The sequence below is a fragment of the Natronomonas salsuginis genome, from assembly GCF_005239135.1.
Classification (GTDB): domain Archaea; phylum Halobacteriota; class Halobacteria; order Halobacteriales; family Haloarculaceae; genus Natronomonas; species Natronomonas salsuginis.
On sequence record NZ_QKNX01000002.1, the window covers coordinates 321,458 to 343,854 of the forward strand.

Genomic DNA, 22,397 nt, shown 5'->3' on the forward strand with positions numbered 1-22,397 from the left:
AACCACGATCGCTCGCATCGCTTCAACGAGATGAAGTTCGAACACGAGCATATCGACTCGTTGCCACCCTGTGGTCGGCTCTTCGTCTGTCAGCCGATCGATCTCACCGACAACGGTCGACCGGATCTCATCGTCGGCGGTGCGGGCAGCGAAACGCTCCCGATACTCGGCGTCGAGGGCGTCCCGCTGTTCGGGCGGTTGTTCCGGCAGCTCGAGAACGATCTGTTCTGGTACGAGAACCCCGGCTGGGAGCGACACGTCATCTCCTCGCGGTCGGATCTCAACGTGAATGGGAACGCGCTCGGCGATATCTCCGGGAACGGACGGCTCGACCTCCTCGTCGGACAGGCTCTCGGCGACCGCGACATCTACTGGTTCGAACAGCCGGCCGATCCGCGCGAGCCGTGGACGGAGCACCTGATCGGCGGCGAGTTCGAAAAGTACCACGACCTCGCGTTCGGCGACGTCGACAACGACGGCGAACCGGAGGTGGTCGGTGCCTCCCAGCGGAGCGAGGTCGTGTTCTACTACGACGTACCCGACGATCCGTACCAGTCGCCGTGGCCGAGCGAGTGTCTTCACGTGATCGACCGGGGGAGACACGTCGAGGGGCTCGAGATCGTCGATATCGACGGCGATGGGCGGAACGAACTCATCGCGGGGACGGGCGTCTACCGGTGCGACGAGGCGGTGGCGGCTGCCGCCGAATCGACCGCGACGACGGACGGGGGACAGCGATCGTCCGTCGAAATCGAACGGACGGGGGAACCAGATGGCGGTCCGGACGCACGATCGAACGGCGACCGAGCGCTGACCGACGGCTGGCGGCGCGAGGACATCGCCGTCGGCTGGGAGTGGACCCGGGTTGCCGTCGGGGATATCGACGACGACGGCGACTTCGAGGTGGTGTTCACCGAGGGCGACCTCCCGGAGCTCGGCGACCGGATGGGGCGGGTCGGCTGGTTCGATCCCCCTGAGTGGACGGCCCACATCCTCCGCGACGACCTCCACTGTCCGCACTCGGTACAGCTCGCCGATTTCGACGACACCGGACGACTCGACATATACGTCGCCGAGATGGGCCTCGACCGCCACGACGACGAGGCGAAACACTTCGTCTTTCGCAACCTCGGCGAGGGCCGCTTCGAGGAGACCGTCGTCGCTTCGGGGATCCCAACACACGAAGCGAAGGCCGTCGACGTGGACGGCGATGGACGGATCGACATCATCGGCAAGTCCTACGAGCCGAACACGCACGTCGATGTCTGGTACAACGGGGCCTGAACGCGATGTCATCCGAGACGACACATCCCAGGACGAACGGATCAGCCGCGACGTATCGAACCGAACACGAGATCGACCGAAACGCGACCGACGAGTCGTCACGGTCGCCGCTCGTGAGCGTCGTGATCACCACGTACAACAGACCGTCGTATCTCCGCGACGCGGTCGAGAGCGTGTTCGAACAGCGCTACGAGGCGATCGAACTCATCGTCGTCGACGATCACTCCGAGACGGACACGCGAGCAGCGATCGCAGCGCTCGATGTCTCGTCGTTGACCGAGTTTCAGTACATTCGCCACGACGAAAACCGCGGCGCGAACGCGGCCAGAAATACAGGGATCGAGGCCGCAACGGGCGAGTACGTCGCCTTCCTCGACGACGACGACCGATGGGTTCCCGGGAAGATCGACCGGCATGTCGAGGCCTTCGAGACGGCCGGTTCGGACGTCGGCGTGGTCTACACCGGCATCGAGGCGATCCGACCCGAGGGCCGCGTGATCGAGATCCCACCGCCGATCGAGGGGGACATGACGAAGGCGTTGCTCTGCCGCAACGTCGTCGGGACGATGTCTGTCGTCATGGTCCGGACGGATGTTGCCAACGACGTCCCGCTCGACGAGGCGTTTCCGGCGTGGGCCGACCTCGAGTGGTATATCAATCTCTCGCGTCGAACCGAGTTCAAACGGCTCCCGGAGCCGCTGACGGTGTACGAGTTCACGTCGCACGACCGCCTGAGCGACGACATCGAAAAGAAGCTTCGCGCCTACGAACTGTTCGTCGACCGGTTCGATTCGCTCGCGGCGTCGTACGGGCGGCTGTTTCGGCGCAAAATGCGCGGTTGGGCCGCCTATCGAGCCGGGAACGCGGCACTCATGGCCGGACGGTACGATCGCGCCCGCCGGTTCTTCGCGACTGCGCTCGTCTCGTACCCGTTCGAACCGACGTTCGCCACGCATTTTCTCGCCTCCACGGGCGGCCACGTCACGCACGGCCTCGCCAGGTGGATCAGACGCGTCACCACCTGATGGTTCGCCTCGAAGCGATCGAGCCGGAGTTAGCCGGTTCGTAAGTAAGTACGACAGCGACCAAGCCCGACCAATGCGTACGACGAACGTCGAGGTGCCGAGTGGTCGCGTCGTGAACCCGACCGGACCGGCAGCCGACCGAGGGGCGGGAGGACAGCAGGCGTGACCGCGACGAACCGCCGCGTGGTGTTCGTCTCACAGATGTTCCCGCCGGAAACGGGCGGGAACGCGTCCCGTATCCACGACACCGCGACCAACATCCAGAGGGACGACTGGGCCGTGACCGTCCTCGCGCCGCCGCCGAGCTATCCGCCGGGGGCGTTCGACCGGAGCTGGCGGCGCTCGCGGACCGAGGACGTCGACGGCGTCACCGTACACCGGCTGTGGACGTGGCAGCCGACCTCCGAAAATCCGGGGATGGCAAAGCGGCTCCCCTACTACCTGATCTTCGGGATCCACGCCATGGTCTGGCTCCTCTGGAACGTTCGGAACTACGACATCGTGATCACCTCCACACCGCCGATCTCAACCGGCGCGCCCGGGCTCGTCGCGTCTGCGCTCGGCACGCCCTGGATCGTCGACATCAGGGATCTGTGGATCGACGCGTCGATCTCGCTCGGGTACCTCGAATCGGGAAGCGCGGTCGAGCGAGCCAGCCGCCGATTCCAGCGGCTGGTGTTGCACCGCGCGGATCGGCTCACCGTGACCACAGAAACCCTTGGACGAGCCGTTGCCAGGCGGTACGGTGAGGGACTCGAACTGAAGACGGTCATCGTGCCGAACGGGGTCGACACGGAACGGTTCCGGCCGGCGACCGCGGTGGCCGCCGAAAGCGGGATCGAGGCCGCAAGCCGATTGGTGACCGACGGACTCGCCTCGAACGGTTTCGGTGGCGGGTCGACGACCGAGGACGATGGTCGTGAGCCGTCGACCGACTCGCCGCCGACGATCGTCTACACCGGCAACCTGGGGACCGCTCAGAACCTCGAAGCCTGTGTCGAGGCGATGCGACACGTCTCCGAGCCCGCCGTGTTTCGGCTCGTCGGGAGCGGTGACGTGGAATCGAAGCTCCGCCGGCTGGTCGACGACCTCGGGGTCGGGGACCGAGTCGAGTTCACCGGACTCGTCTCGCGCGACGAGGTCCCCGAGATCCTCGGGGACGCGACGATCGGTGTCGCACCGCTCGAGGAGACCGAAACGCTGGCGTACGCGATGCCGACGAAGGTGTACGAGTACATGGCCTGCGGGCTTCCGACCGTCGTCACGGGGCGTGGCGAGATCCGCCGGTTCGTCACCGAGTCGGATGTCGGTGTCCACGCCGAGGGCGACCCCGAAGCGCTCGCCGACCGGTTCGACGAACTGCTCGCGGATCGCGGGCGTCGAAACGAGCTCGCGGTCCGGAGTCGCGAACACGTCGTCGAGCACTACGACCGGACGGCCATCGCGCGTCGGCTGAGCGACGAACTGCGCACACTCGTCGGGGACCATGAGTCGGCGTAGCCGGGTCGTTCGGGAGGTTCCCGCAGCGAGGACGCTGTACCTCGGCGCGCACACGCTCGGGCGGATGCGGCCGCAACAGATCGCCGGCATCGGTCTCAGAAACGCCCGCGAACAGCTCCTGCCCCGGCTGCCGATCGACTTCGATCGGCGCTACGATCGTCGGGTGCCGTCGGATCCGGTGGCGTCGACCGACGCGATCGCGGACAACACCGCCGTCCTTCGCGACAGTCTGGACGACGACGACCGACGGCGGCGGAGAGACCGCGCGTGTGCCGTCGCCGATGGGCGAGTGGTGTTGATGAACCAAACCGTTCGGCTCGAACGCGGCGAGCCGATCGATTGGCAGGACGATCGATTCGAGGATCGATCGCCGCTGTGGCGATCGAAGCTGTACGCGTTCGAGCCGTTGGCGGACGTCGCGCTCGGGGTCGAACCGACGGCGTCCGACAACGACGTTCGAAACGCCTTCGACACGTGGATCGACGCGTGGATCGACACGGTCGACGTGGGCGGCCAGAACTACCTCCGGCGGCTGTGGACCCCGTGGTCGGTCTCGCTGCGGATCCAACGCTGGCTCCGGTATCTCGCCTGGCGACGAGCGGACCCGGCGTGGGTCGACCCGGACGCCGACGCCGCGCTTCGGCGCGAGACATATAAGAACGCGTGTTTCCTGCGGAACCACGTCGAGCGGGACGTCGGCGGCAACCATCTGATCGAGAACGGGGCCGCGCTGCTCGTGGCGGGACTCGCCTTCGAGGCGCACGACACCGACTGGATCGAGACGGGGCTGTCGATACTCGACTCGGCGGCCGAACGGCAGTTCCTCGACGACGGCTGCCACTTCGAGCGGAGTCCGATGTATCACGCCCTGGTCCTCACCCGGTTTCTGACCGCACAGGACCTCCTCGAACGGACGGGGCGACCGGTACCGCCGGGGATCGCGTCCGTGGCGACGGTGGCCACCGGCTTTCTCGAACGGCTCCGGCCGCCGGACGGGCGGATTCCGCTGTTGAACGACGCCGTCTACGGGGAGGCGCTCCCGCTGGACGCCTGCCTCCGGTACGCCGACCGCGTCGGCGTCGGCCGGGTCGAGTCCCGCGACGAGGTCCCCCGAACGGTTCGCGACGTTCCGCCGACGATTTCGGGATACGAGTGGCTCCGGACGGAGATCGGGTCGATGCTCGTCGACGGCGGTCCGGTCGGTCCGCGGCACCTCCCCGGGCACTCCCACAGCGACACGCTCGGGGTCCTCCTGTGGATCGGCGATCACCCAGTCGTCACCGACACCGGAACGTTCGACTACGTTGCCGGACCTCGGCGCGAATACGCCCGCGGCGTTCGGGGGCACAACACGGTACAGGTGGGAACGTCGGAGCCGATCGCGATCGGCGGGAAGTACTTGATGGGGCCGCGCCCACGACCGACCGCGAGCGTTCGCTCGGGTGAGGTGTCGCTGTTCGAGGGGCGCTACGAGGCGAATCCGCTCGGCGAGTCGCCGTACGCGCACCACCGCGCGATCTACGCGGGGGACGACTGGTGGGTCATCGACGACACAGTCCGCGGCGACGGCGCGTCCCGGGCGCGAGGCCGCCTCCACCTCCACCCCGACGTCGTCCCCGCCATTGAGGACGACGGCGTGTCGCTACGGATACCGGGCGAACGGACGATTTGGATTCACGCGCTCAGCGGCGCGACGATCGATCTCGAAGACGGCTGGTACTACCCCCGGTTCGGCGAAGCGATCGAACGACCGGTGCTGCGGTTCGAATCGAGCGACACCGATCCCGCGACGATCGGGGCGGCACTCACGACCGACGCTGTGGAGAGCGCCGAGTGGACGATGGACGGGGGGCAGCGGGTGCGATTCGACCGCACCGAACACCGACTCCCGACGCCGAAGTTACGCGCCGCGGAGTTCCGAACCCGGCGTTAGGCGTCGCTTAGCTATCATAGCGTCTCTCGAAAGGCGCGATATGTCAGCATCGGAATCGAGTACCCGTACGGCAGTTTCGTTCGATCTCTTGGCGATATCGATCGTTTCGATCGCGATCGTTGGGATCTCCTCCGCGCCGGTGCTCGTCGCTCCGTTCGTACGGGTCAGTCTGGGGATCGTGTTCGTCCTGTTCGCACCCGGATACGCGCTTGTCTCGGTGCTCCTCCCCGAGCGAACGGCGATCGAATCCGGCCGAGCGCGGCAGATCACGATCGCCGAACGGCTCGTCATGTCGATCGGATTGAGCGCCATAATCGTCCCGCTCGTCGGGTACGCGCTCCACTACGCGACGCTTCGGATCGACGGGGCGGCGATGGTCAGCTTCGTGGGCGCGATCACGGTCGCGCTGGCGGTGCTCGCATGGGGGCGACGCCGATTGGCGAGCGACCCCTTCGGGATCGATCCCTTCGGGGCGATGGATCGCACGAAGGCGTTTCTCGTCGTCCCACGGCAGAGGCGTGAAACCGCGCTCAACGCGGCTATCGTCGTCGGGATCGTCGTCGCGGCGGCGACCATTGGGGTCACGGCCGCGACGAACGAAAACGGCGAACGGTACACCGAGTTCTATCTCCTCTCGGGGGGCGCAGAGACCGAAGGCGCGGTAGCTGACGGATATCCCGTCGAGGTGACGAGCGGGGATTCAGCGGCGTTCGTGGTCGGGATCGCGAACCACGAACGCGAATCGATCACGTACACGGTCGTCGTGCAACTGCAGCGGATCGATGCGGCGGCTGACGATCGGGCGATCACGGAGCGCGTCGTCCTCGATACGTTCGAGGTTTCAGTCGATAGCGGCGACTCCGTTGAGCGCGAACACGTGATCGAGCCGACCCTCGAGGGCGAGGACCTTCGGGTGACCTACCTGCTGTACGCGGAGACGCCCCTAGAGGATCCGACTGCCGAGAACGCCTACCGATCGACGCACGCGTGGATCGACGTGACCGCATCGGTGACGGCGTCGTGAGTCCCGCGGCGTCTCCGCATCGCGCGTTCCTAACGCCCTCAGAACGTGACGATTCGGAGGTACACGATGTAGCCGAAGACGAGAAAACAGGCGGCCTCGACCCACATGAGGCCCTGCCACCACGTCGGCCGCTCGGTCGTGGGAGCGTACAGCTGCATCATCGCGACGAGGCCGATAAACGAGACCGTGAAGTACGTCTCAATGGAGAAGTGCCCCAACACGAAGAGGCCAACCAGTCCAACGAACATCCACGCGGACATGGATAGCAGGAATCCGTTCCGCAGTTCGGCGGTCATCGTTCCGAAAAGACCGGCGATACGCCTTGTTATGAACGTCGTAATCGGTCGAACGTCACCGAAGGAATCGTCTCATTCACCGGACTGCGTGTGCGTGACGTGGCAGTGGAGACCCGCGCTCGCGGGATCGGGATTCGCGGCGAAATTCGGTCACCGTTCGGCCCAGAAACGTGGGTTAAGCCCGCCATTACTACACCGATATGGGGTGAGAACGTAGACGGGGGAGAACCGAATCGCCGCCCCGCCGCGGTCTACGGAGTTGGGAGGAATGACAGACGAGACACCGACGCGAGGGATGCACGCACTCGCACTGATCGGGGTTGGATTTTTGATATCGATAGCGGCGACCGTGTACGTGACGCCGCCGGCGTCAGGGTACGAGGTGGAGATCTATGCGAGCTATCCGATCCAGTTTTGGATATCGGTAGTCGGCGCGATCTTCGTCGGACAGCTGTTGGTTCTGCAGAGCGTCGGGTCGAGAGGCGACGGCGGAGGACGTGTATTCGGCATCGCGTTCAGCCTCGTTGGCATACTCACGCTGTTGCTTCTGCCGTACATACGTGGCTACCCGGTGTACGGACGCGCGGACGTACTCACACACATCGGGCTCGTTAGCGATCTCGGCGTATACGGCATTGAGGGGAACATCTATCCGCCGATGCACATCCTGGTGGCGTCGTTGGCCGGAGCCACGGGCGTCGAGCCGATCGCGCTCATCAACCTCTTGTCGGTCGTCTTTACGCTCCTGCTCGTCGGGTCGATGTATTTCCTCGTCACGCAGCTCTTTTCGAACCGAAGGGTCGTCACGTTCGCCCTTCCGTTCGCGTTGTTTCCAGTGGCTGGGGCGGCTCACGTGACGTCGGTACCGTACGGGCTGAGCCTTCTCATGGTCCCGTTTGTCGTGTATCTCCTCTTCAAAGAGCAACGGGCGCAGGTGATGTCGCTCCGCGTGATGCTGCTGTTCGCGATCGTCGGGGTGGTGTTGTTCCACCCGCTGACGGCGATGTTCGTGTCCATCGCGTTGGTGGTGTACGCCGCGGTCAAACGCATCCCGGCGTTCGAGACGGATCACTTGGGCCCGACCCACGCGGCGTCGTTTTCGCTTCTCGTCTTCGGCGGATGGTATCTCGACAACGCAGGGATCATCATTCGGTTCCGGACGGTCACGACGGATTTCTTGAATCCGGATTCGGGGGGCTCCGAGCTCGCCAGCACGGCCGAGACGGTGAACCGAACCGGTGCGGAGCTGAGCGATATCCTCCGTATCGCGGTCTTCCAGTACGGTAGCGAGGTGATACTGTTCGGCCTGGCGACGATATTCGTCGCGATCGTGATCACGCTGTGGATACGAAGCGGAGAAGCACCCGGCGTGTTCGCGTTTGCCTTCGGCTGTACGGTGGTGCTGTTCGCGGGGATCGGCGTCCTCTTTTTGACCAACGATTTCATCGTCGGCTTCGGTCGTCCGTTGGGCTTCGGCGAGCTGTTCGCCGCGCCGCTCGCGGGCGCATTCTGGTACGTCGCGTGGCAATCGAAAGACGCGCCCGCGTGGCGGACGGCCACGACGGTGGCGTTCTCGGTCGTGTTGCTGATCGTGGTCAGCCTCACGGTTGTCGGCATGTTCACGTCCCCGCTCACCGCCGAGACGAATCAACAGACGACGCAGATGGAACTGGACGGTATGGAGTGGTTCTTCGAGCACCGGAACGACGACTTCCTCATCGAGGAGTTCGGGATCCGTCAGTATCGGTTCGACCACGCGCTGCACGGGGTGGAAGGGGAATCACAGATGATCAGGCGGAGCGATACGCGACCGCCGGATCACTTCAATTACACCACCTACGACACGCTTGGTGAGAGCTACGCCGACGATCGGTACCTGCTTTTGACCCGGCTGGGTCGAGTCACCTACCCGGCGAAGTTCCCCGACTACAGGGACCAGTGGCGCTTCACCGGGGACGACTTCGAACGCTTGGAGTACGATCGATCGGTCGCGCGCGTGTACGACAACGGGGAGTTCGACATCTACCGAATCAACGGGTCGGAGACGCCGCCTCCGGAGTAACCGCGAGCCCTGTTGTGATATAACGGACCGCTCCGAATAACTGGGGAATACCGACTGCGGACCGACGGTATCCGGTGCTTTCCGAGACACGATCACGGATCGTTCGAAACGGTTCTTCATCCGTACAGTCAGTATTATTTAGGTAACTATCGAGGGAATTCATCAAAAAGACAATATGTAAGAATCAAAATACTTATTCCGGTTAGCTCCAGATTACCAACCGCATGGCACACAGGCAGGCAGGTCCTAGCGGCCCCGACAGCGATGAGCCCTCGGAGGCAAAATCGGGCACAGGGAGCGCGAAAGAACTGATTAATCGCCGAAAGTACCTCACACTGGGAGCCACCGCAACAGCGGCGCTCTTCGTGACCGGGACCGCCTACAGCGCGGGGGGGGATCCCGGAGACGGTGAAAACACCTACTGGACGGACTTCAGCGAGGGGGCGTTATGACGATCCTAAACGTCCGAGATTACGGGGCGAGAGGCGACGGAAGCGCGGACGATACGGCGGCGATCCAGCGCGCGATCGACGACGCGAGCGATGGGGACACCGTGTACGTTCCGGCCGGGACGTACGTGCTCGATCGACACGCTGGTGAGGGGATCATCGTCTACGACGGTGACGACCACGCCAGTCCGCTCACCATCGAAGGCGACGGGCCGGAGACGGTGTTGAAGATGCAAGGCGGACAGTCCGACACCTACCGAATGATCCGACACCTCCGCCCGAGGGGGAACGAGGTGCTGCTTCGGAACATGGTGTTCGACGGGAACAAAAGCGAGCACCCGAGCGTGAGCGGGACCGCAGTCGAATACCGATCGACCGACGCGAGCGGGACCGGCGACATGCGGGTCGAAGACGTCGAGATCAGAGACTGCGCGTCCAACGGGATGATAATCCAATACGGCGGGGTCACCGCCGAGCGAGTCACAGTCCACGGATGCCACGGTCACGGGATCGCCGTCCACACCGACAGCTCGGGACACAACGACCCACCCGCCACGCTCCGGCGAATTCACTCCTACGAGAACGCCGAAAACGGCGGTCGATACGCTGTCGACATGTCCGGCGGGAAGGGGATCATCGAAGACAGCGTGATCGGAGAAAGCGTCAACGGCGGTGGGACGAAAGTCTCGAGAGGCGCGATCAAGATGGAGTATCACCGCGTCCAAATCACATCAAGCCCCTCACACGCCTTCCAGAACACCGGCGGCGGGAACGGCGTACACGTCGTGTTCGACGACGTGGTCTTCGAGGAGTGTGGCCGAAACGTCAGACTCGACGACGACGGCCGCTACGAGATCCCCGACGGGAGCGCGCTAATCGCCACCGGTTTCTACGGCGACGATCGCGGACAGATACACCTCCTGGACGACGCCACGCTGGACGCCGGTGGTGGGACCATCTACTCGAACCAGGCGGGCGACGGCGCTGCCGGACTGAATTCCGAAACGTCGTTTGATAGTGCCATCGGCGCGTATTACCACTCGCAGAACGACGGCGGGAGCATAGAGAATCAACGCAACCTCAAGATTGGCACCCAAGGCGAGCGCGACAAGAGGAGTCTGGCGACCGTTCCGACCGCCGACGAGGTCGGTGCCTGGACGGACGGCAACCGAGAGGAAACCGAAGGCGAAAACGGAGAAGAGTCGTGGAGCGAACCAACGGAACCGGACGAAAAGACGGCGTTCGAATCGTGGACACCCCGCTGGGAAGCCGCCGACGGTGACTGGCGTGTCGTAACGGGATCCGGATACGAAGGCGAGCACGCGCTGGAGTTCGAACACGACGGGTCGGAACGGACGCGATACGCGATCTCGTGGGACGCCGTGGGGGAACCGTCCGATGTTGAGGTGCTCGATAAGTTCCGAGTCCCGGAGTTCAACGAGGACGACGCGCTCGGGTTTCACGGACGGGTACACCTCCGCTCTTCGATTGACGGCGGCCAGGAGGGCGGCTACTGGATCGAGACCGAGGCGAGAGAGAACGCGTTCCGTCTCGGGAAGTACACCGACGGCGACCTGACGACGCTGGGTCGCTTCGGAACGCCAGCCGAGAACACGTTCTTCTACCGGCGGTTCAGAGCCGAAGGAGAGACGCTTCGAGCCAAAGTCTGGGAGGTAACAGAGGCGGAACCAGCGGGTTGGGACATCGAAGTGACCGACGGCGATCATTCGGAGGGTTGGGTCGGTCTCGGCTCGTTCGGTACGGAAGCGGTCGAAACGGACGTTCTAAGCGTCGGTATCGACGGGGAGACCGCACCGGGACCGTTCTCCGACGTATCGCGCCCCCCGTCTCTCTCGTGGGAGACGCCCGACGATGGTGCCACCGCGGACGGTGCCGTCTCGATCGCGATCGACGTTACCCACGCCAACGAGGCGTCGCCAACCGTCGAGTACAGAGTCGACGACGGAACGTGGTCGTCGGCATCGTACGAGTCGGGATCGAGGTACGTCGATACCTGGAACACGACGACGGTTCGAGACGGTTCGCACACCCTCGAAGCCCGCGTGGTTGACGGGGATGCCACGGTCACCGAAAGCATCGAAGTAACGGTCGAAAACGGCGTCATCGTCGGGTCGAAGCGGGCTCGCTCCGCGACCGAGGACGGCGTGACGCTGGTCGGAGAACTGATCGCGATCGGTACCCTCGACGACGTTTCATGTTACTTCGAGTGGCGGACGACCGGCTCCGATTCGTGGAACGTCGCTGGGGCGACGACGAAGGGGTCGACCGGTGAGTTCGAGGCGGAACTCGACGGTCTCGAAGCCAAAACCGACTACGAGTTCCGGGCCGTCGCGGACGGAAGCCAAGAGCACGGACGGACGATCTCGTTCCGAACGTCGGCGAACGGTGTAGAGGAACGCGGCCTCAGTATCGACCGGTTCGACGTGAACGATAGGAGCGACTCGACCCGTAGCTGGTTCAATATCCAGTGGGCAGTCTCCGACGACGACGGCGAACTCGATACGGTCGTCACGGAGCTGCGGTACGGTGGAACGACGGTCGCGGCCGATAGCACCAGAGTCAGCGGCGAAACCGCGAGCTTCTCCCACAACCTGCACGTTCGTGGCGACGTGGACGAGGTTCGACTGTCGGTCAACGACACGTCGAACGAAACCCGCACTGAGACGAAACCGCTGTAAGTGCGGCTGACCGACGATCCGTTTCGATCGTCAGGACGGCTTCGGTGCGGTCGCCACACCGGTCATTCGAACCGGGAGCGGTCGCCCGAACCGGCGCCGACATCGCTGGCGGTCGGGATCGCTCGGTCGATGCTGTCGAACTGTTCTCTCGCCAGCGTGCGTGCGTCACCGAGACCGATCGCGTTTTGCGTGTGAAAACGGTAGTACTCCTCTCTCGTGTACTGGTTGAGGATCTCGAGCCCGTCGCGCTCGATCGCGAGGTCACCCGCCGGGTTCCCGGCGTAAACGTACGTGTCGATCGTCGACGGCTGCGTGCTGCCGAATCGAAGCCCCTCCCCGTGGACGGCATCGTACGAGAGGACGAGGCCCGCGTCGACGGAGGAGTCGTCCCGTATCATGATGTTCGCGGGGTTCTGGTTGCTGCTGTTGTTTCGACGCGAAACGATCCGGTCGACCTCGTAGTCGGTGTCGGAGCCGAACCGGAAGCCGGTCTGCCCGTTCCCCTCGGCGATGACGTCGACGAAACGCACTTGCGCGCGCTGTCCGACGACGGACTCGGTCGTCGGCCGGTTGTAACCGAGCGTGTTGTTGTGCTTGAAGCGGCATCGACGATACGTGGTCTCGACGATCTCCTCCGTGGTTTTCGTCCCCTGCTCGTTGTTCTCCGAAACGAAGTCCTCGACGATGATCTTCCCGCCGGAGCAGTCGATCCCGTACAGGCCGTTTCCGCTGGCATAACACTGGCGGACTTCGATCGGCGGATCCATGTTTCGGGACTCACCATCGCCCCACGAGTCGATCGCGAACCCGTGGAGCTCCGCATCGAGGGCGGTACACCGGACGTGCGAACAGCCGCCGAACGCCGTGTGGAACCCGTTTTGGTTCGCATTAACGGACCAGATGTCGCAAAACGTGATGTCCACGGTGATCTCCTTGCTGTTCGCTTTGCCGACATCGAAGTTCCAACCGCCCATCCCGGCGTCCTGCGTCTGGTCGGATTTCGACCCGTCGACTTTGAAGTTCTCGAGCACCAGGCCGTCGATACCGGGACCGATCGCGACCTCGATCACGGTGTGGTTGCTCACGTGGCCGCCGTCCATTTTGATGACGCTCTCTTCACCTTCTCCCCTGATTGTCAGATTGTTGGGATGGGTGTTGCCATCGATGACGATCGCGGCAGTCCCGGCCTGTTTTTTGTTCGCGCCCGAAACGAGCGCAGTACCCGCCGGTAGGTGAACCGTATCGCCCTCCTCGGCGGCGTCGATCGCGGCCTGAATCGCCCGCGCGTCATCTGTTTGGCCGTCGATCGTCGCACCGAAGTCCCTGACGTCGAGGATAGAGTCATCACGTGATGGTTGCGGCGTCTCGTCGCCCGGCGCTGGCGTGGGCGACGGATCCGGATCAGTTCGATTACAGCCAGCAAGTGCCACGAGGGGAAGCGAACAGAGTCCCAAAAGCTTCCGACGTGAGATCACGGATGCCACGTTACCGCCGCCACAGCATAGTTATGGAGCTTATACCGACCTACTGAACGCCGATGGACGTCGAATTAGTCACCCGTCGACGGGGGCCGAACCGATCGAGGCAGCAGGTGTTTGAGATCCGGATGTTCGGCTCTAATCGCGCGTTCTGGGGTCTCGACGGCGGCGACCCGTTTGCGCTGCCACTCTCGGTGACGGGCGAAGATTCGAACCGGGACTCGATCGATGCCGAGTATCTTCGCGATGGCGAGGCGGTGTCGGCCGTTGAAATTAAACAACAGCTCCCCGGACCGACCGATGTTGACATCGATTTCGTAGTGTTCGGGGTGCGGAAAGGTCGACTGTTTGAGTGGTATGTTCCCGTAACTTTCCAGTTCGCGCTGGGTTTTGTAGCCGTTCGATCGGATGAACTCGAAGAGTTCGTCGACGCGCCCCAGCCGTTCGACCGTCGACTCGGCGGTCGGATACTGACCGACGGTCCCGGGATGCTTATCGACCCAGTGGTACCATTCGGTATCCTCCCACGGGACTCCCTCGTCGAAGTGAGCCCGCATCGATCGGTAGAGCGCGTGCGACTCGAACGGTGCGATGACCGGCGGGTCGAACGCTCGCGTGTACCAGACATCGTCGTATCTCACGAGTCGATCCCAGCCGCCGCCGACGACGTGGGTGCCGTACTGAGAGAGGTTCAGCTGACCCATCAGCGACGGAAGGGTGCAGTACTCGATGTCGGCCGGATCGACCCAGACGAGTTCGTACGGGGAGGGGGCGGCGTCGCCGTAGCGAGCGGCGTGTCGCAGATGTCGAGCCTTCGCGATCACGATACCCAGCAGCGCTTTCGAACCGCCCTGCAGCGCCGTTGAACCGTCCCGTATGACCGAAGACGGGTTTCGGAGCATTCGAATGCGATTCACGCCTCCAATCTCACCCCTTCGCTGAGGAAGACGGCCCGCGATCCGTGAGCGCACGGCGTCTCGCTTCGTACCGAGAGGGAATCGGCTCCGAGAGCCCCCAGTTGAAGGTCGCCGCGAACCCCGTAGCACGATACGGCCCAGTACATGGAGTCGGCTCGAACCGGGAGTACGTAGTTATATATACTTTAATATAGCCGACATGAGCGGTACGCGCGTTCGATCGTGTGAGTGCCGCCTCAGCGCCTTCTCACTGGAAGCGCCTATATCCGCTTTGGTGAGCCGCACGGCCGGGTCCTCGGCGATCGCCGCGAGAGGTGAAAATCCACGTCGACGGCGCCCGCCGAAACGCCAGGGGAAACGGCGTATAAACTGACCGTTCAGCGGATGTCACGAACGAAAGCAGACAGAAACGACCCCAGTCTGTCACTGATCGCTTCCGGATCGTTCTCCCGACGCGCCCGCAGTCGCGCTCGCGCTCCGATCCGACGTCGCATGGTGGGATTTTCGAGCAACAGCTCGATCCGACGTCGCAACGCACCGGGGGATTCAGAATCGACGAGAAAGCCGGTATCGCCGTCCGCGATCTGATCGCGCATCCCGTACGCGTCGTTCGCGACGACCGGGAGGCCGGCGGTCTGTGCCTCCAAGACGACGTTCGGATAGCCGTCGAGGTCCGAGACGTACGCGAACACGTCCGCCAGGGCGTACAGATCCGCGACGGTCTCGACGTGGCCGAGAGCGTGAACGCGCCGACGGATCGCCGGATCGTCGATCCGATCGTCGAGATCGGCCACGAGTCGCTCGTGGTACTGGCCGCCGCCGGCAACGACGTAGGAGAGCTCGTCGTCCGCACGGAGCAGCGGCAACACCTCAGGGAGGATCGTCCGAACGCCGTCGTATTTGGCGCGGAACGTGAGGTTCGTCACTGTGAGCAGGACGAGGTCGGTATCGATACCGAACGCCGCCCGCGCCGCCGCGGCCGAGCCGGTTCGAAACGCGTCGGTCGTGATCGGGATTGGGACGACGCCGATACGCTCGTGTTGACACCCGGTTCGATCGGTAACGACATCGCGTAACGCGGTCGAGACGGTCACGAACCCGTCTGCCCGGTCGAAGATGTAGCAATTCAACGCCTGGCTGGTGCGGTGTCGAAGGTACGCCGGGGCGTCGCGACGCTTTCGAGCCGGCGCGAGTCGCTCCTCCTCGATCGTTCGCCAGTGGTCGCCGACGAGTCGGACGACGATCGGCACCTCGCGTCGCGACGCGACCCAGACCGCCGGTGCGCCGATCGTTTCGAAGCAATCGAGCAGAACGAGATCGGGGCGATGCCGACGGATCGCGGCGTCCGTCCGACGGAGGGCCGCCAGCGCGCGGATCGGCGGCGCGGCGTCGGCGTCGAGCGAGAGGACGTTCGTCTCCGCGTCCAGCCCCGAGATCGAGTGTATCACCTCCGCCGGACGATGGGAGGTGATCACGAGTATGGAGAAGGCGTCGGTTGCGGTCATTCGATCGCCGCCAGATGGAGTTCTCGAAGTCGTCTCGCGTGACCGTCCCAGGTCCACTCCTGCTCGAGGAGCCGATCGTAGCCGGCCCGCCCGAACCGGTGGAGTCGATCCGAATTGCTCGACAGACGTTCCAGCGCGTCGCGAAGCGCCGCCACGTCGCCCGGCGGGACCAAGTGGCCGGTTACCCCGTCGACGACCTGTTCGGCGACGCCGCCGACGTCGGAGGCCAACACGGCCGTTTCGCTCGCCATCGCCTCGTAGATGACTGTCGGCCGCCCCTCGGCGTGGCTCGGGAGCAAGAGGAGATCTGCCGCGGCGTACCACTCTCGAAGCGTCTCCGACGGCATCCCCGTGTAGACGTGTTCGGAGAACTCGCTCCTCGCGATCGCGCGTCGGAAGTCGTCTTCGAGGGGGCCGCCGTGGCCGACGAAGGCGAACGTCACGTCCGAGACGTCGAGATCCGGGAGCAGTTCGATGAGCTCCGCGATCCCCTTGCGCTCCGAGAACTCCCCCACGAAGAGGACGACCGTCTCGTCGGGATCGACGTTCAGCTCGCGGCGTATCCGCGCGCGTTCCTCGACCGGAAACTCGTCGGGGTCGGCACCGATCGGAACCGTGGTTACCTTCGCCGGATCCGTGAGCGAACGGGCCGTCTCCGCGAGCGCGTCGCTCACGCAGAGCACGCCGGTCGCCGCCGACAGCGTCTCGCGAACCCGAGCGTCGACGCCCGGGGGATGCTCTCCGAACCCGTTGAGGAGTGCGCCGTGTGAGACGACGAACAGCGGCACGTCGTGTTCGCGAACGTACGGGAGCATGCCGTAGCCGTCGGGAAAGATGTGGCAGGCGTGCACCACGTCCGGCGTCTCGAACGTTCGCTCGACGTACCGCGGGACCCGCCGAGCGTACGAGTCGCCGGAGAGACCGTACAGTAGCCGCTTGGGGAGCAGATACCAGAATCGCGGACGGTGAACGGTGTACGCGCCGCACTCCTCGATGTCGGGGATCGAGGCATACTCCGAATACGGGCCGATCGGCGGTGCGAACGGCCGCGGAGACACCGCATCGACCGGGAGCCCGGACGCCGCGAGCGATTCGATGATGCGGTGGTTGAACAGCCCTCGGTACGGATTGATCCCGTCTGGATGGTTGATCGCGCTCGTGAGGACGGAGTACATTGCTGTCTTCAGCGTGAGTGGGGGGGGCGGATGCCCAAGAGTATGCACCGATTATCGGCGACCGACGGCCACCGAACGGTTCGATCACCGATTGGCGAATTTGAGGACCGACCGGGGGGCGTTCGGATACGCGAGCCAGGTGGCGACGATGAGGCCGCCCGCCGCCAGCCCGACCGCCTGGGTTGTTCCACCCAGCCCGAACACCGCGGCCGCCGACGCGAACGCCAGGAGGCCCACGAGAGCCCCCGCGAGGAACCGGATGGATCGCGTCGAGAACAACTCCGCGAAGATCGCTTTGAGGAGCGCCAGCCCGTGCGTGATCGGATGGTGGCTGCTCGGCTCATCGATGTCGTACTCGATGATCGTCGAAACCTCCTCGACCTCGAACCCCTCGCGGGCCGCGCGAAAGAGGATGTCGAGGCTGGCACCCATCCCCTCTCCGATCTCCCCGCTCCGTGCGAAGGTTTCAATCGCGTCGCGTCTGTACGCCCGGAACCCGCTTTGGGTGTCCGCGGCGGTCGTCGTCGAGTAGCGGAGCCAGATACCGGCGTTCGTCAGCGCGTTGATCACGAGGAGGCCGAGGCGGCGGTACGCCGGAAGGCTGGTTTCGGAGTCGCCGACGAATCGACTACCGACGACGATCTCCGCCCCGTTCGCCCGCTGGACATCGAGGAGTTTCGGGATGTCGTCCGGGTCGTGCTGTCCATCCCCGTCGAGGATCACGAGCTGTTCGCTACCGGTCTCTCGCGCGCGCTCGAAGATTGTCCGCAGGGTCGCGCCGTATCCCCGGTTGCTCGAATGTGCGACGACCGTCGCACCCGCATCGCGTGCGCGCTCCACCGTTTCGTCCTCGCTCCCGTCGTCGACGACGACCACTTCGTCGGCGTATCGGGCGGCCGCGGTCACGACGTCTGCGATCATCTCTGCCTCGTTGTATGCCGGAATACCGACCATGACGATCCCGGTCGAGCGTCGGCTGTCGACCGCCCGAACGGCCGCGCTCGATCCCCGCCGCGCCCGATGATCCCGTTCGTACTCGAAGGGGCGACGAGCGTGTCCGATGGAGGGGTCGTCCATACGAGCCATCAGGCGCCGGTCTCGGCGGGGAATGCGTCTTGTCATCGTTACTCTGCCCCGTCGGAGTGACACCCGAACCGGGGCATACCGGAGGTTGGTCAAAGACGGAAATTGTTACAAACAACATAATCGCCGCCCCCGTCGAATCGTTCGAAATCCGGGGACGACTGGTCGAACGGATCGGTCAACGGGTGGGGGGAAGCCTCGACCGTTCACGGACCCGTGATGCGGTCCATCACGGGGTAACGAACACATACCGGAGCCGCGCTTGGGAACGCCAGTGGTTCAGCAGCGCACACGGTAGCAACAACTCTCGAGCGAGCGAACAGACGTGCACGGCTGAAAAGCGTCGACACCCGTTCGCCGAGCGGTACCCCCGGGCGGTACTTGCGCGACTGACCGGCGATGGAGAGGACCGTCTGCTCGGTTGGGGGGCGAACGCGTTCGCGAGGCGGGTGGCGAAGACGGTGTATAACAAAGCCTGAAACTGCGGTTGTGACGAACGACAGTGACCGACGGCCGCCGAGGATCGGCGTCGATCGGACACCGACTATCCATGTCACACAACACACCACGAGCCACCCCACAGGTCGTCGACGGAGTAGCGGCGAAATCGCCCGTGGTCGCGGCGTTACCGACCGCGAAACGACTCGGGTGGGCCGCCCACAGCTCGACGGACCCCCGACGGCGGGGGGATCTCTCAGCAAGGAGCTCACAATGAGCGAACACGTCGCCTTCGTGTTAGGAACCCGCCCGGAGATCATCAAGCTCGCCCCGGTGATCCACGCCTGTTCGGACGCGATGCTCCCGTACACGATCGTTCACACCGGGCAACACTACTCGGAGTCGCTGGACTCCGTGTTCTTCGAACAGTTGGATCTACCCGACCCGGCGTACAATCTCGGCGTCGGTTCGGGAAGCCACGGCAAACAGACCGGCGAGATGCTGATTCGAATCGAGGAGACGCTCGAGGAGATCGACCCCGATACCGTCCTGGTTCAGGGGGACACGAACAGCGTGCTCGCCGGGGCCATCGCGACGAGTAAAACCGACATCGACCTCGGCCACGTCGAGGCGGGACTGCGGAGCTTCGATCGACGCATGCCGGAGGAGACGAACCGGGTCGTCGCCGACCACGTCTCCGAACACCTGTTCGCGCCGACGGCACAGAGCGAACGGCAGCTCCGCCGCGAGGGGATCGAGGCGGAACGGATCACGGTGACTGGGAACACCGTGGTCGACGCGGTGTATCGGAACCGCGAACTCGCCCGCGAGAAGAGTACGGTGCTCTCGACGCTGGGGCTCGACGGACGGGCATTCGTGTTGATGACGGCCCACCGAGCCGAGAACGTCGACGACGAGGCGCGGTTTCGCTCGATACTGCGCGGCGTCGACCGGGCGGCGCGAGAACGCGATGTCGAGGTCGTGTACCCGATACACCCGCGTGCGGCGAAGCGACTCGACGACTTCGGAATCGATGTCCCGGACCGAATCCGGACGATCGAGCCCCGAGAGTACCTCGACTTCCTTCGGCTGGAGGCGGAGGCAGACCTGATCGTCACCGACTCCGGGGGCGTTCAGGAGGAGGCCTGCATCCTCGGCGTCCCGTGCGTGACGATGCGCGACAACACGGAGCGTCCCGAGACCATCGAAGTCGGAGCCAATCGGCTCTGCGGTGCCGATCCGGAGGCGATCGTCCGGATAGTGGACGAGATGTGGGACGTCACCTCCGACTGGGAGAACCCGTTCGGCGACGGGGACGCGAGCGAGCGCATCCTCGAAACGCTCGGCGTGAGCGTCGAGCGAGGTGTCGCATGAGCACCGTCTGCGTCCACGGGATGGGCTACATCGGCCTCCCGACGGCGACGATGCTGGCCAACTACGACCACCGGGTGTTCGGCTACGACACGGACGCCGAGGTCCGTTCGAAACTCCGAAACGGGAACGTCCACTTCGAGGAGCCGGGACTCCGCGCGTTCGTCACGCAGGCGCTCGAATCCGAGCAGTTGGAGATCACGGACGAAGTGCTCCCGGCGAAGTATCACGTCATCTGCGTCCCAACGCCGTTCGACGAGGAGTCGAAGGAGGCGGATCTCGCGTACGTCCGGTCGGCCGGGCGAGCGGTCGCCGAACACCTGCGTCGCGGCGACACCGTGATCTTGGAATCGACGGTACCGCCGGGAACGACCGAGGGGGTGTTGGGCCCGATCCTCGAGGAGTCGTCGCTGTCGGCGGGCGACGACTTCTCGCTCGTTCACTGCCCCGAGACGGTACTCCCCGGCAACATCATCACCGAACTCCGGGAGAACAACCGGATCGTCGGCGGCGTCAACGCCGTCTCGGCCGAATCGGCGGTGCGACTCTACGAGTCGTTCGTCGACGGCGACATACGGACCGCGACGGACGCGACGGTGGCCGAGTTCGTCAAACTGATTCAGAACACGTTCCGCGACGTCAATATCGCGTTAGCCAACGAGATAGCGATGCTCGCCGACGATTACGGGGTCGACGCCCGCGGCGCGATCGATCTCGCCAACAGCCATCCGCGGGTCGACATCCTCCAGCCTGGCCCCGGCGTCGGCGGCCACTGTCTGCCGATCGATCCGTGGTTCCTGGGCGACGGATCGGATCGCCTCGACCTCATCTCGACCGCGCGTCGGATAAACGACGGGATGCCGGGGTACATCATCGAGCTACTCCGCGATGAGCTCGGCGATCTCAGGGGCCGGACCATCGCGATCCTCGGCGTGGCGTACAAGGGCGACGTCGGCGACACGCGAATGAGCCCAGGGCTGGCGTTGGCCACCCAACTACAGCGCGCCGACATCGCGCAGCCGGCCGCGACCGACGGTGGGGCCGAAACCGCGAGTGGGCCCGCGGTGACGATCCACGACCCACACGTGGCCGACTCGACGCTCAATCTCTCCGATCTGAAGACCGCGACGACGGGCGCGGACGCGATCGTCATCGCGACCGATCACGACGAGTTTGAGTCGCTCGATCCCGACGACCTCCGCGCGTGGATGGCGGGCGACGTGGTGATCGACGCGAAAGGAGCGCTATCGGCATCGGCGTGGCAGCGATCAGGATTCACCGTTCGTTGTATTTAAATGCTTGTTCTCGCGAATTTCTTTAATATTTAAGTTTTAATATGTAATTAACCGATCTCGGGCTGTCGATACTAGAGAGTAGTTACCTACTAACAAGGACCCTTAGAGATGTTAGCGACTCCTATGGCAACTGATGGTAGGGGAGGGATGGTAGAATGGTCCACGGACGAAAACGCGGTCTCGCCGAACCCGAACGGTCGGGAGTTGTCGATAGACGCCGAGCAGCTCGACGACCTGCCGGGGAAGAAGCGACAATGCGACGGCGAACTCGACATCGGGGACGTCTTCGAGCTGTTGAAAAACGAACGGCGACGGCGAGTCATACGGTTCTTGAACGAACAGGAGGACGGCGTGACGACGCTGAACGTGATGGCCGAACACATCGCCGCACTCGAAAACGACATCGACGTGTCGCAGCTCTCGTCGAGTCAACGCAAGCGCGTGTATATCGGGCTCTACCAGTGTCATCTCCCGAAGATGGACGAGTACGGCGTCATAGATTTCCAGAAGAACCGCGGTATCATTACGCTCAAGAACACGACGCAGCTCGAATCGTATCTCCCGAACGAAGACGGCGAGGGATCGGCCACGGAGGACCGAACCGAGACAGGCGACGTGGGCGACGTGGACGCGGAAGCGAACCTCGAACGGTCCGATCTGTTCGCCGCCTCGGCGATCGCGGCGGCGGTGGCGATCGGCGCGGTGGGGCTCGGCCCGCTCGCCGCCGTCCCCAGCGGACTCTGGATCGCCGTGAGCCTCGTCGCGCTCCTCTGGTTCGCGCGAAACTGATCCGCACACACTTCCGAACACGGACCGTGTACGGAGCGGCGTATCGTTCGGCGTACTCCGCGAGCCGATCGGTT

The 22,397-nt window shown here is 64.3% G+C and carries 17 protein-coding genes; 11 read left to right on the plus strand and 6 right to left on the minus strand.

Going from position 1 to position 22,397, the window contains the following annotated elements; translation table 11 throughout:
- Positions 1-30: 30 nt before the first annotated feature.
- The 5 genes from DM868_RS06420 (at position 31) to DM868_RS06440 (ending at position 6,766) form a co-directional block, all read left to right on the plus strand.
- The gene (locus tag DM868_RS06420; protein ID WP_137276042.1) at positions 31-1,284 is read left to right on the plus strand and encodes an FG-GAP repeat domain-containing protein; all 1,254 of its coding nucleotides are present in this window, start codon (positions 31-33) and stop codon (positions 1,282-1,284) included.
- Positions 1,285-1,289: 5 nt separating this feature from the next.
- Entirely contained in the window at positions 1,290-2,309 is a 1,020-nt protein-coding gene (locus DM868_RS06425; protein WP_137276043.1) for a glycosyltransferase family 2 protein, read from the plus strand.
- 162 nt (positions 2,310-2,471) lie between these two features.
- Entirely contained in the window at positions 2,472-3,809 is a 1,338-nt protein-coding gene (locus DM868_RS06430) for a glycosyltransferase family 4 protein (RefSeq protein ID WP_246049028.1), read from the plus strand.
- Positions 3,796-5,742 carry an alginate lyase family protein gene (locus DM868_RS06435; protein WP_137276044.1) on the plus strand — a complete coding sequence of 649 codons (1,947 nt, stop codon included), beginning with the start codon at positions 3,796-3,798 and terminating at the stop codon, positions 5,740-5,742. Before DM868_RS06430 ends, DM868_RS06435 begins: the two co-directional genes overlap by 14 nt.
- Before the next feature lie 40 nt (positions 5,743-5,782).
- Positions 5,783-6,766, plus strand: a complete 984-nt coding sequence (locus DM868_RS06440; RefSeq protein WP_137276045.1) for a DUF1616 domain-containing protein — start codon at positions 5,783-5,785, stop codon at positions 6,764-6,766.
- A 38-nt stretch (positions 6,767-6,804) separates the two neighbouring features.
- On the opposite strand, the gene DM868_RS06445 is transcribed toward DM868_RS06440, so the two are convergent.
- A complete protein-coding gene (locus tag DM868_RS06445) occupies positions 6,805-7,062 on the minus strand; it encodes a hypothetical protein (protein WP_137276046.1) in 258 nt (85 codons plus the stop codon).
- Between the two features lie 268 nt (positions 7,063-7,330).
- On the opposite strand from DM868_RS06445, the gene DM868_RS06450 reads away from it, so the two are divergent.
- The 3 genes from DM868_RS06450 to DM868_RS06460 all read left to right on the plus strand — a co-directional run bounded on the left by DM868_RS06450 (position 7,331) and on the right by DM868_RS06460 (position 12,272).
- On the plus strand, positions 7,331-9,124 hold the full coding sequence (locus DM868_RS06450; RefSeq protein ID WP_137276047.1) for a hypothetical protein: 1,794 nt from the start codon (positions 7,331-7,333) through the stop codon (positions 9,122-9,124).
- A gap of 224 nt (positions 9,125-9,348) precedes the next feature.
- Positions 9,349-9,576, plus strand: coding sequence for a hypothetical protein (locus DM868_RS06455; protein ID WP_137276048.1), 228 nt, complete (start codon positions 9,349-9,351; stop codon positions 9,574-9,576).
- Positions 9,573-12,272, plus strand: coding sequence for a glycosyl hydrolase family 28-related protein (locus DM868_RS06460; protein WP_137276049.1), 2,700 nt, complete (start codon positions 9,573-9,575; stop codon positions 12,270-12,272). The genes DM868_RS06455 and DM868_RS06460 overlap by 4 nt, the downstream gene beginning before the upstream one ends.
- A gap of 62 nt (positions 12,273-12,334) precedes the next feature.
- Here the strand turns inward: DM868_RS06460 and DM868_RS06465 are convergent, their stop codons facing one another.
- The 5 genes from DM868_RS06465 to DM868_RS06485 all read right to left on the minus strand — a co-directional run bounded on the left by DM868_RS06465 (position 12,335) and on the right by DM868_RS06485 (position 18,424).
- A complete protein-coding gene (locus tag DM868_RS06465) occupies positions 12,335-13,756 on the minus strand; it encodes a glycosyl hydrolase family 28-related protein (RefSeq protein WP_137276050.1) in 1,422 nt (473 codons plus the stop codon).
- A gap of 65 nt (positions 13,757-13,821) precedes the next feature.
- Positions 13,822-14,652: a hypothetical protein gene (locus DM868_RS06470; RefSeq protein WP_137276051.1), complete on the minus strand. Its 831-nt coding sequence runs from the start codon at positions 14,650-14,652 to the stop codon at positions 13,822-13,824.
- 392 nt (positions 14,653-15,044) lie between these two features.
- Positions 15,045-16,172, minus strand: a complete 1,128-nt coding sequence (locus DM868_RS06475) for a glycosyltransferase family 4 protein (RefSeq protein WP_137276052.1) — start codon at positions 16,170-16,172, stop codon at positions 15,045-15,047.
- Entirely contained in the window at positions 16,169-17,347 is a 1,179-nt protein-coding gene (locus DM868_RS06480; protein WP_137276053.1) for a glycosyltransferase family 4 protein, read from the minus strand. Before DM868_RS06480 ends, DM868_RS06475 begins: the two co-directional genes overlap by 4 nt.
- An 84-nt stretch (positions 17,348-17,431) precedes the next feature.
- On the minus strand, positions 17,432-18,424 hold the full coding sequence (locus DM868_RS06485; RefSeq protein ID WP_170964438.1) for a glycosyltransferase family 2 protein: 993 nt from the start codon (positions 18,422-18,424) through the stop codon (positions 17,432-17,434).
- A gap of 717 nt (positions 18,425-19,141) precedes the next feature.
- On the opposite strand from DM868_RS06485, the gene wecB reads away from it, so the two are divergent.
- From wecB to DM868_RS15300, 3 genes are all read left to right on the plus strand, one after another.
- Entirely contained in the window at positions 19,142-20,242 is a 1,101-nt protein-coding gene (gene wecB / locus DM868_RS06490; protein WP_137276055.1) for a non-hydrolyzing UDP-N-acetylglucosamine 2-epimerase, read from the plus strand.
- Positions 20,239-21,534 (plus strand): nucleotide sugar dehydrogenase, encoded by a 1,296-nt coding sequence (locus DM868_RS06495; protein WP_137276056.1) that lies wholly within the window; start codon positions 20,239-20,241, stop codon positions 21,532-21,534. Before wecB ends, DM868_RS06495 begins: the two co-directional genes overlap by 4 nt.
- A 147-nt stretch (positions 21,535-21,681) precedes the next feature.
- Positions 21,682-22,323: a DUF7344 domain-containing protein gene (locus DM868_RS15300; RefSeq protein ID WP_222845488.1), complete on the plus strand. Its 642-nt coding sequence runs from the start codon at positions 21,682-21,684 to the stop codon at positions 22,321-22,323.
- Positions 22,324-22,397 lie beyond the last annotated feature (74 nt).

What these genes read in the sequence shown, in the direction of transcription:
- DM868_RS06445 (WP_137276046.1), bottom strand. Translation starts at nt 7,062, where the DNA reads ATGACCGCCGAACTGCGGAACGGATTCCTGCTATCCATGTCCGCGTGG.
- DM868_RS06495 (WP_137276056.1), top strand. Translation starts at nt 20,239, where the DNA reads ATGAGCACCGTCTGCGTCCACGGGATGGGCTACATCGGCCTCCCGACG.
- DM868_RS06420 (WP_137276042.1), top strand. Translation starts at nt 31, where the DNA reads ATGAAGTTCGAACACGAGCATATCGACTCGTTGCCACCCTGTGGTCGG.
- wecB (WP_137276055.1), top strand. Translation starts at nt 19,142, where the DNA reads ATGAGCGAACACGTCGCCTTCGTGTTAGGAACCCGCCCGGAGATCATC.
- DM868_RS06470 (WP_137276051.1), bottom strand. Translation starts at nt 14,652, where the DNA reads ATGCTCCGAAACCCGTCTTCGGTCATACGGGACGGTTCAACGGCGCTG.
- DM868_RS06485 (WP_170964438.1), bottom strand. Translation starts at nt 18,424, where the DNA reads ATGGACGACCCCTCCATCGGACACGCTCGTCGCCCCTTCGAGTACGAA.
- DM868_RS06450 (WP_137276047.1), top strand. Translation starts at nt 7,331, where the DNA reads ATGACAGACGAGACACCGACGCGAGGGATGCACGCACTCGCACTGATC.
- DM868_RS06460 (WP_137276049.1), top strand. Translation starts at nt 9,573, where the DNA reads ATGACGATCCTAAACGTCCGAGATTACGGGGCGAGAGGCGACGGAAGC.
- DM868_RS06480 (WP_137276053.1), bottom strand. Translation starts at nt 17,347, where the DNA reads ATGTACTCCGTCCTCACGAGCGCGATCAACCATCCAGACGGGATCAAT.
- DM868_RS06425 (WP_137276043.1), top strand. Translation starts at nt 1,290, where the DNA reads ATGTCATCCGAGACGACACATCCCAGGACGAACGGATCAGCCGCGACG.
- DM868_RS15300 (WP_222845488.1), top strand. Translation starts at nt 21,682, where the DNA reads ATGGTAGAATGGTCCACGGACGAAAACGCGGTCTCGCCGAACCCGAAC.
- DM868_RS06455 (WP_137276048.1), top strand. Translation starts at nt 9,349, where the DNA reads ATGGCACACAGGCAGGCAGGTCCTAGCGGCCCCGACAGCGATGAGCCC.
- DM868_RS06440 (WP_137276045.1), top strand. Translation starts at nt 5,783, where the DNA reads ATGTCAGCATCGGAATCGAGTACCCGTACGGCAGTTTCGTTCGATCTC.
- DM868_RS06435 (WP_137276044.1), top strand. Translation starts at nt 3,796, where the DNA reads ATGAGTCGGCGTAGCCGGGTCGTTCGGGAGGTTCCCGCAGCGAGGACG.
- DM868_RS06475 (WP_137276052.1), bottom strand. Translation starts at nt 16,172, where the DNA reads ATGACCGCAACCGACGCCTTCTCCATACTCGTGATCACCTCCCATCGT.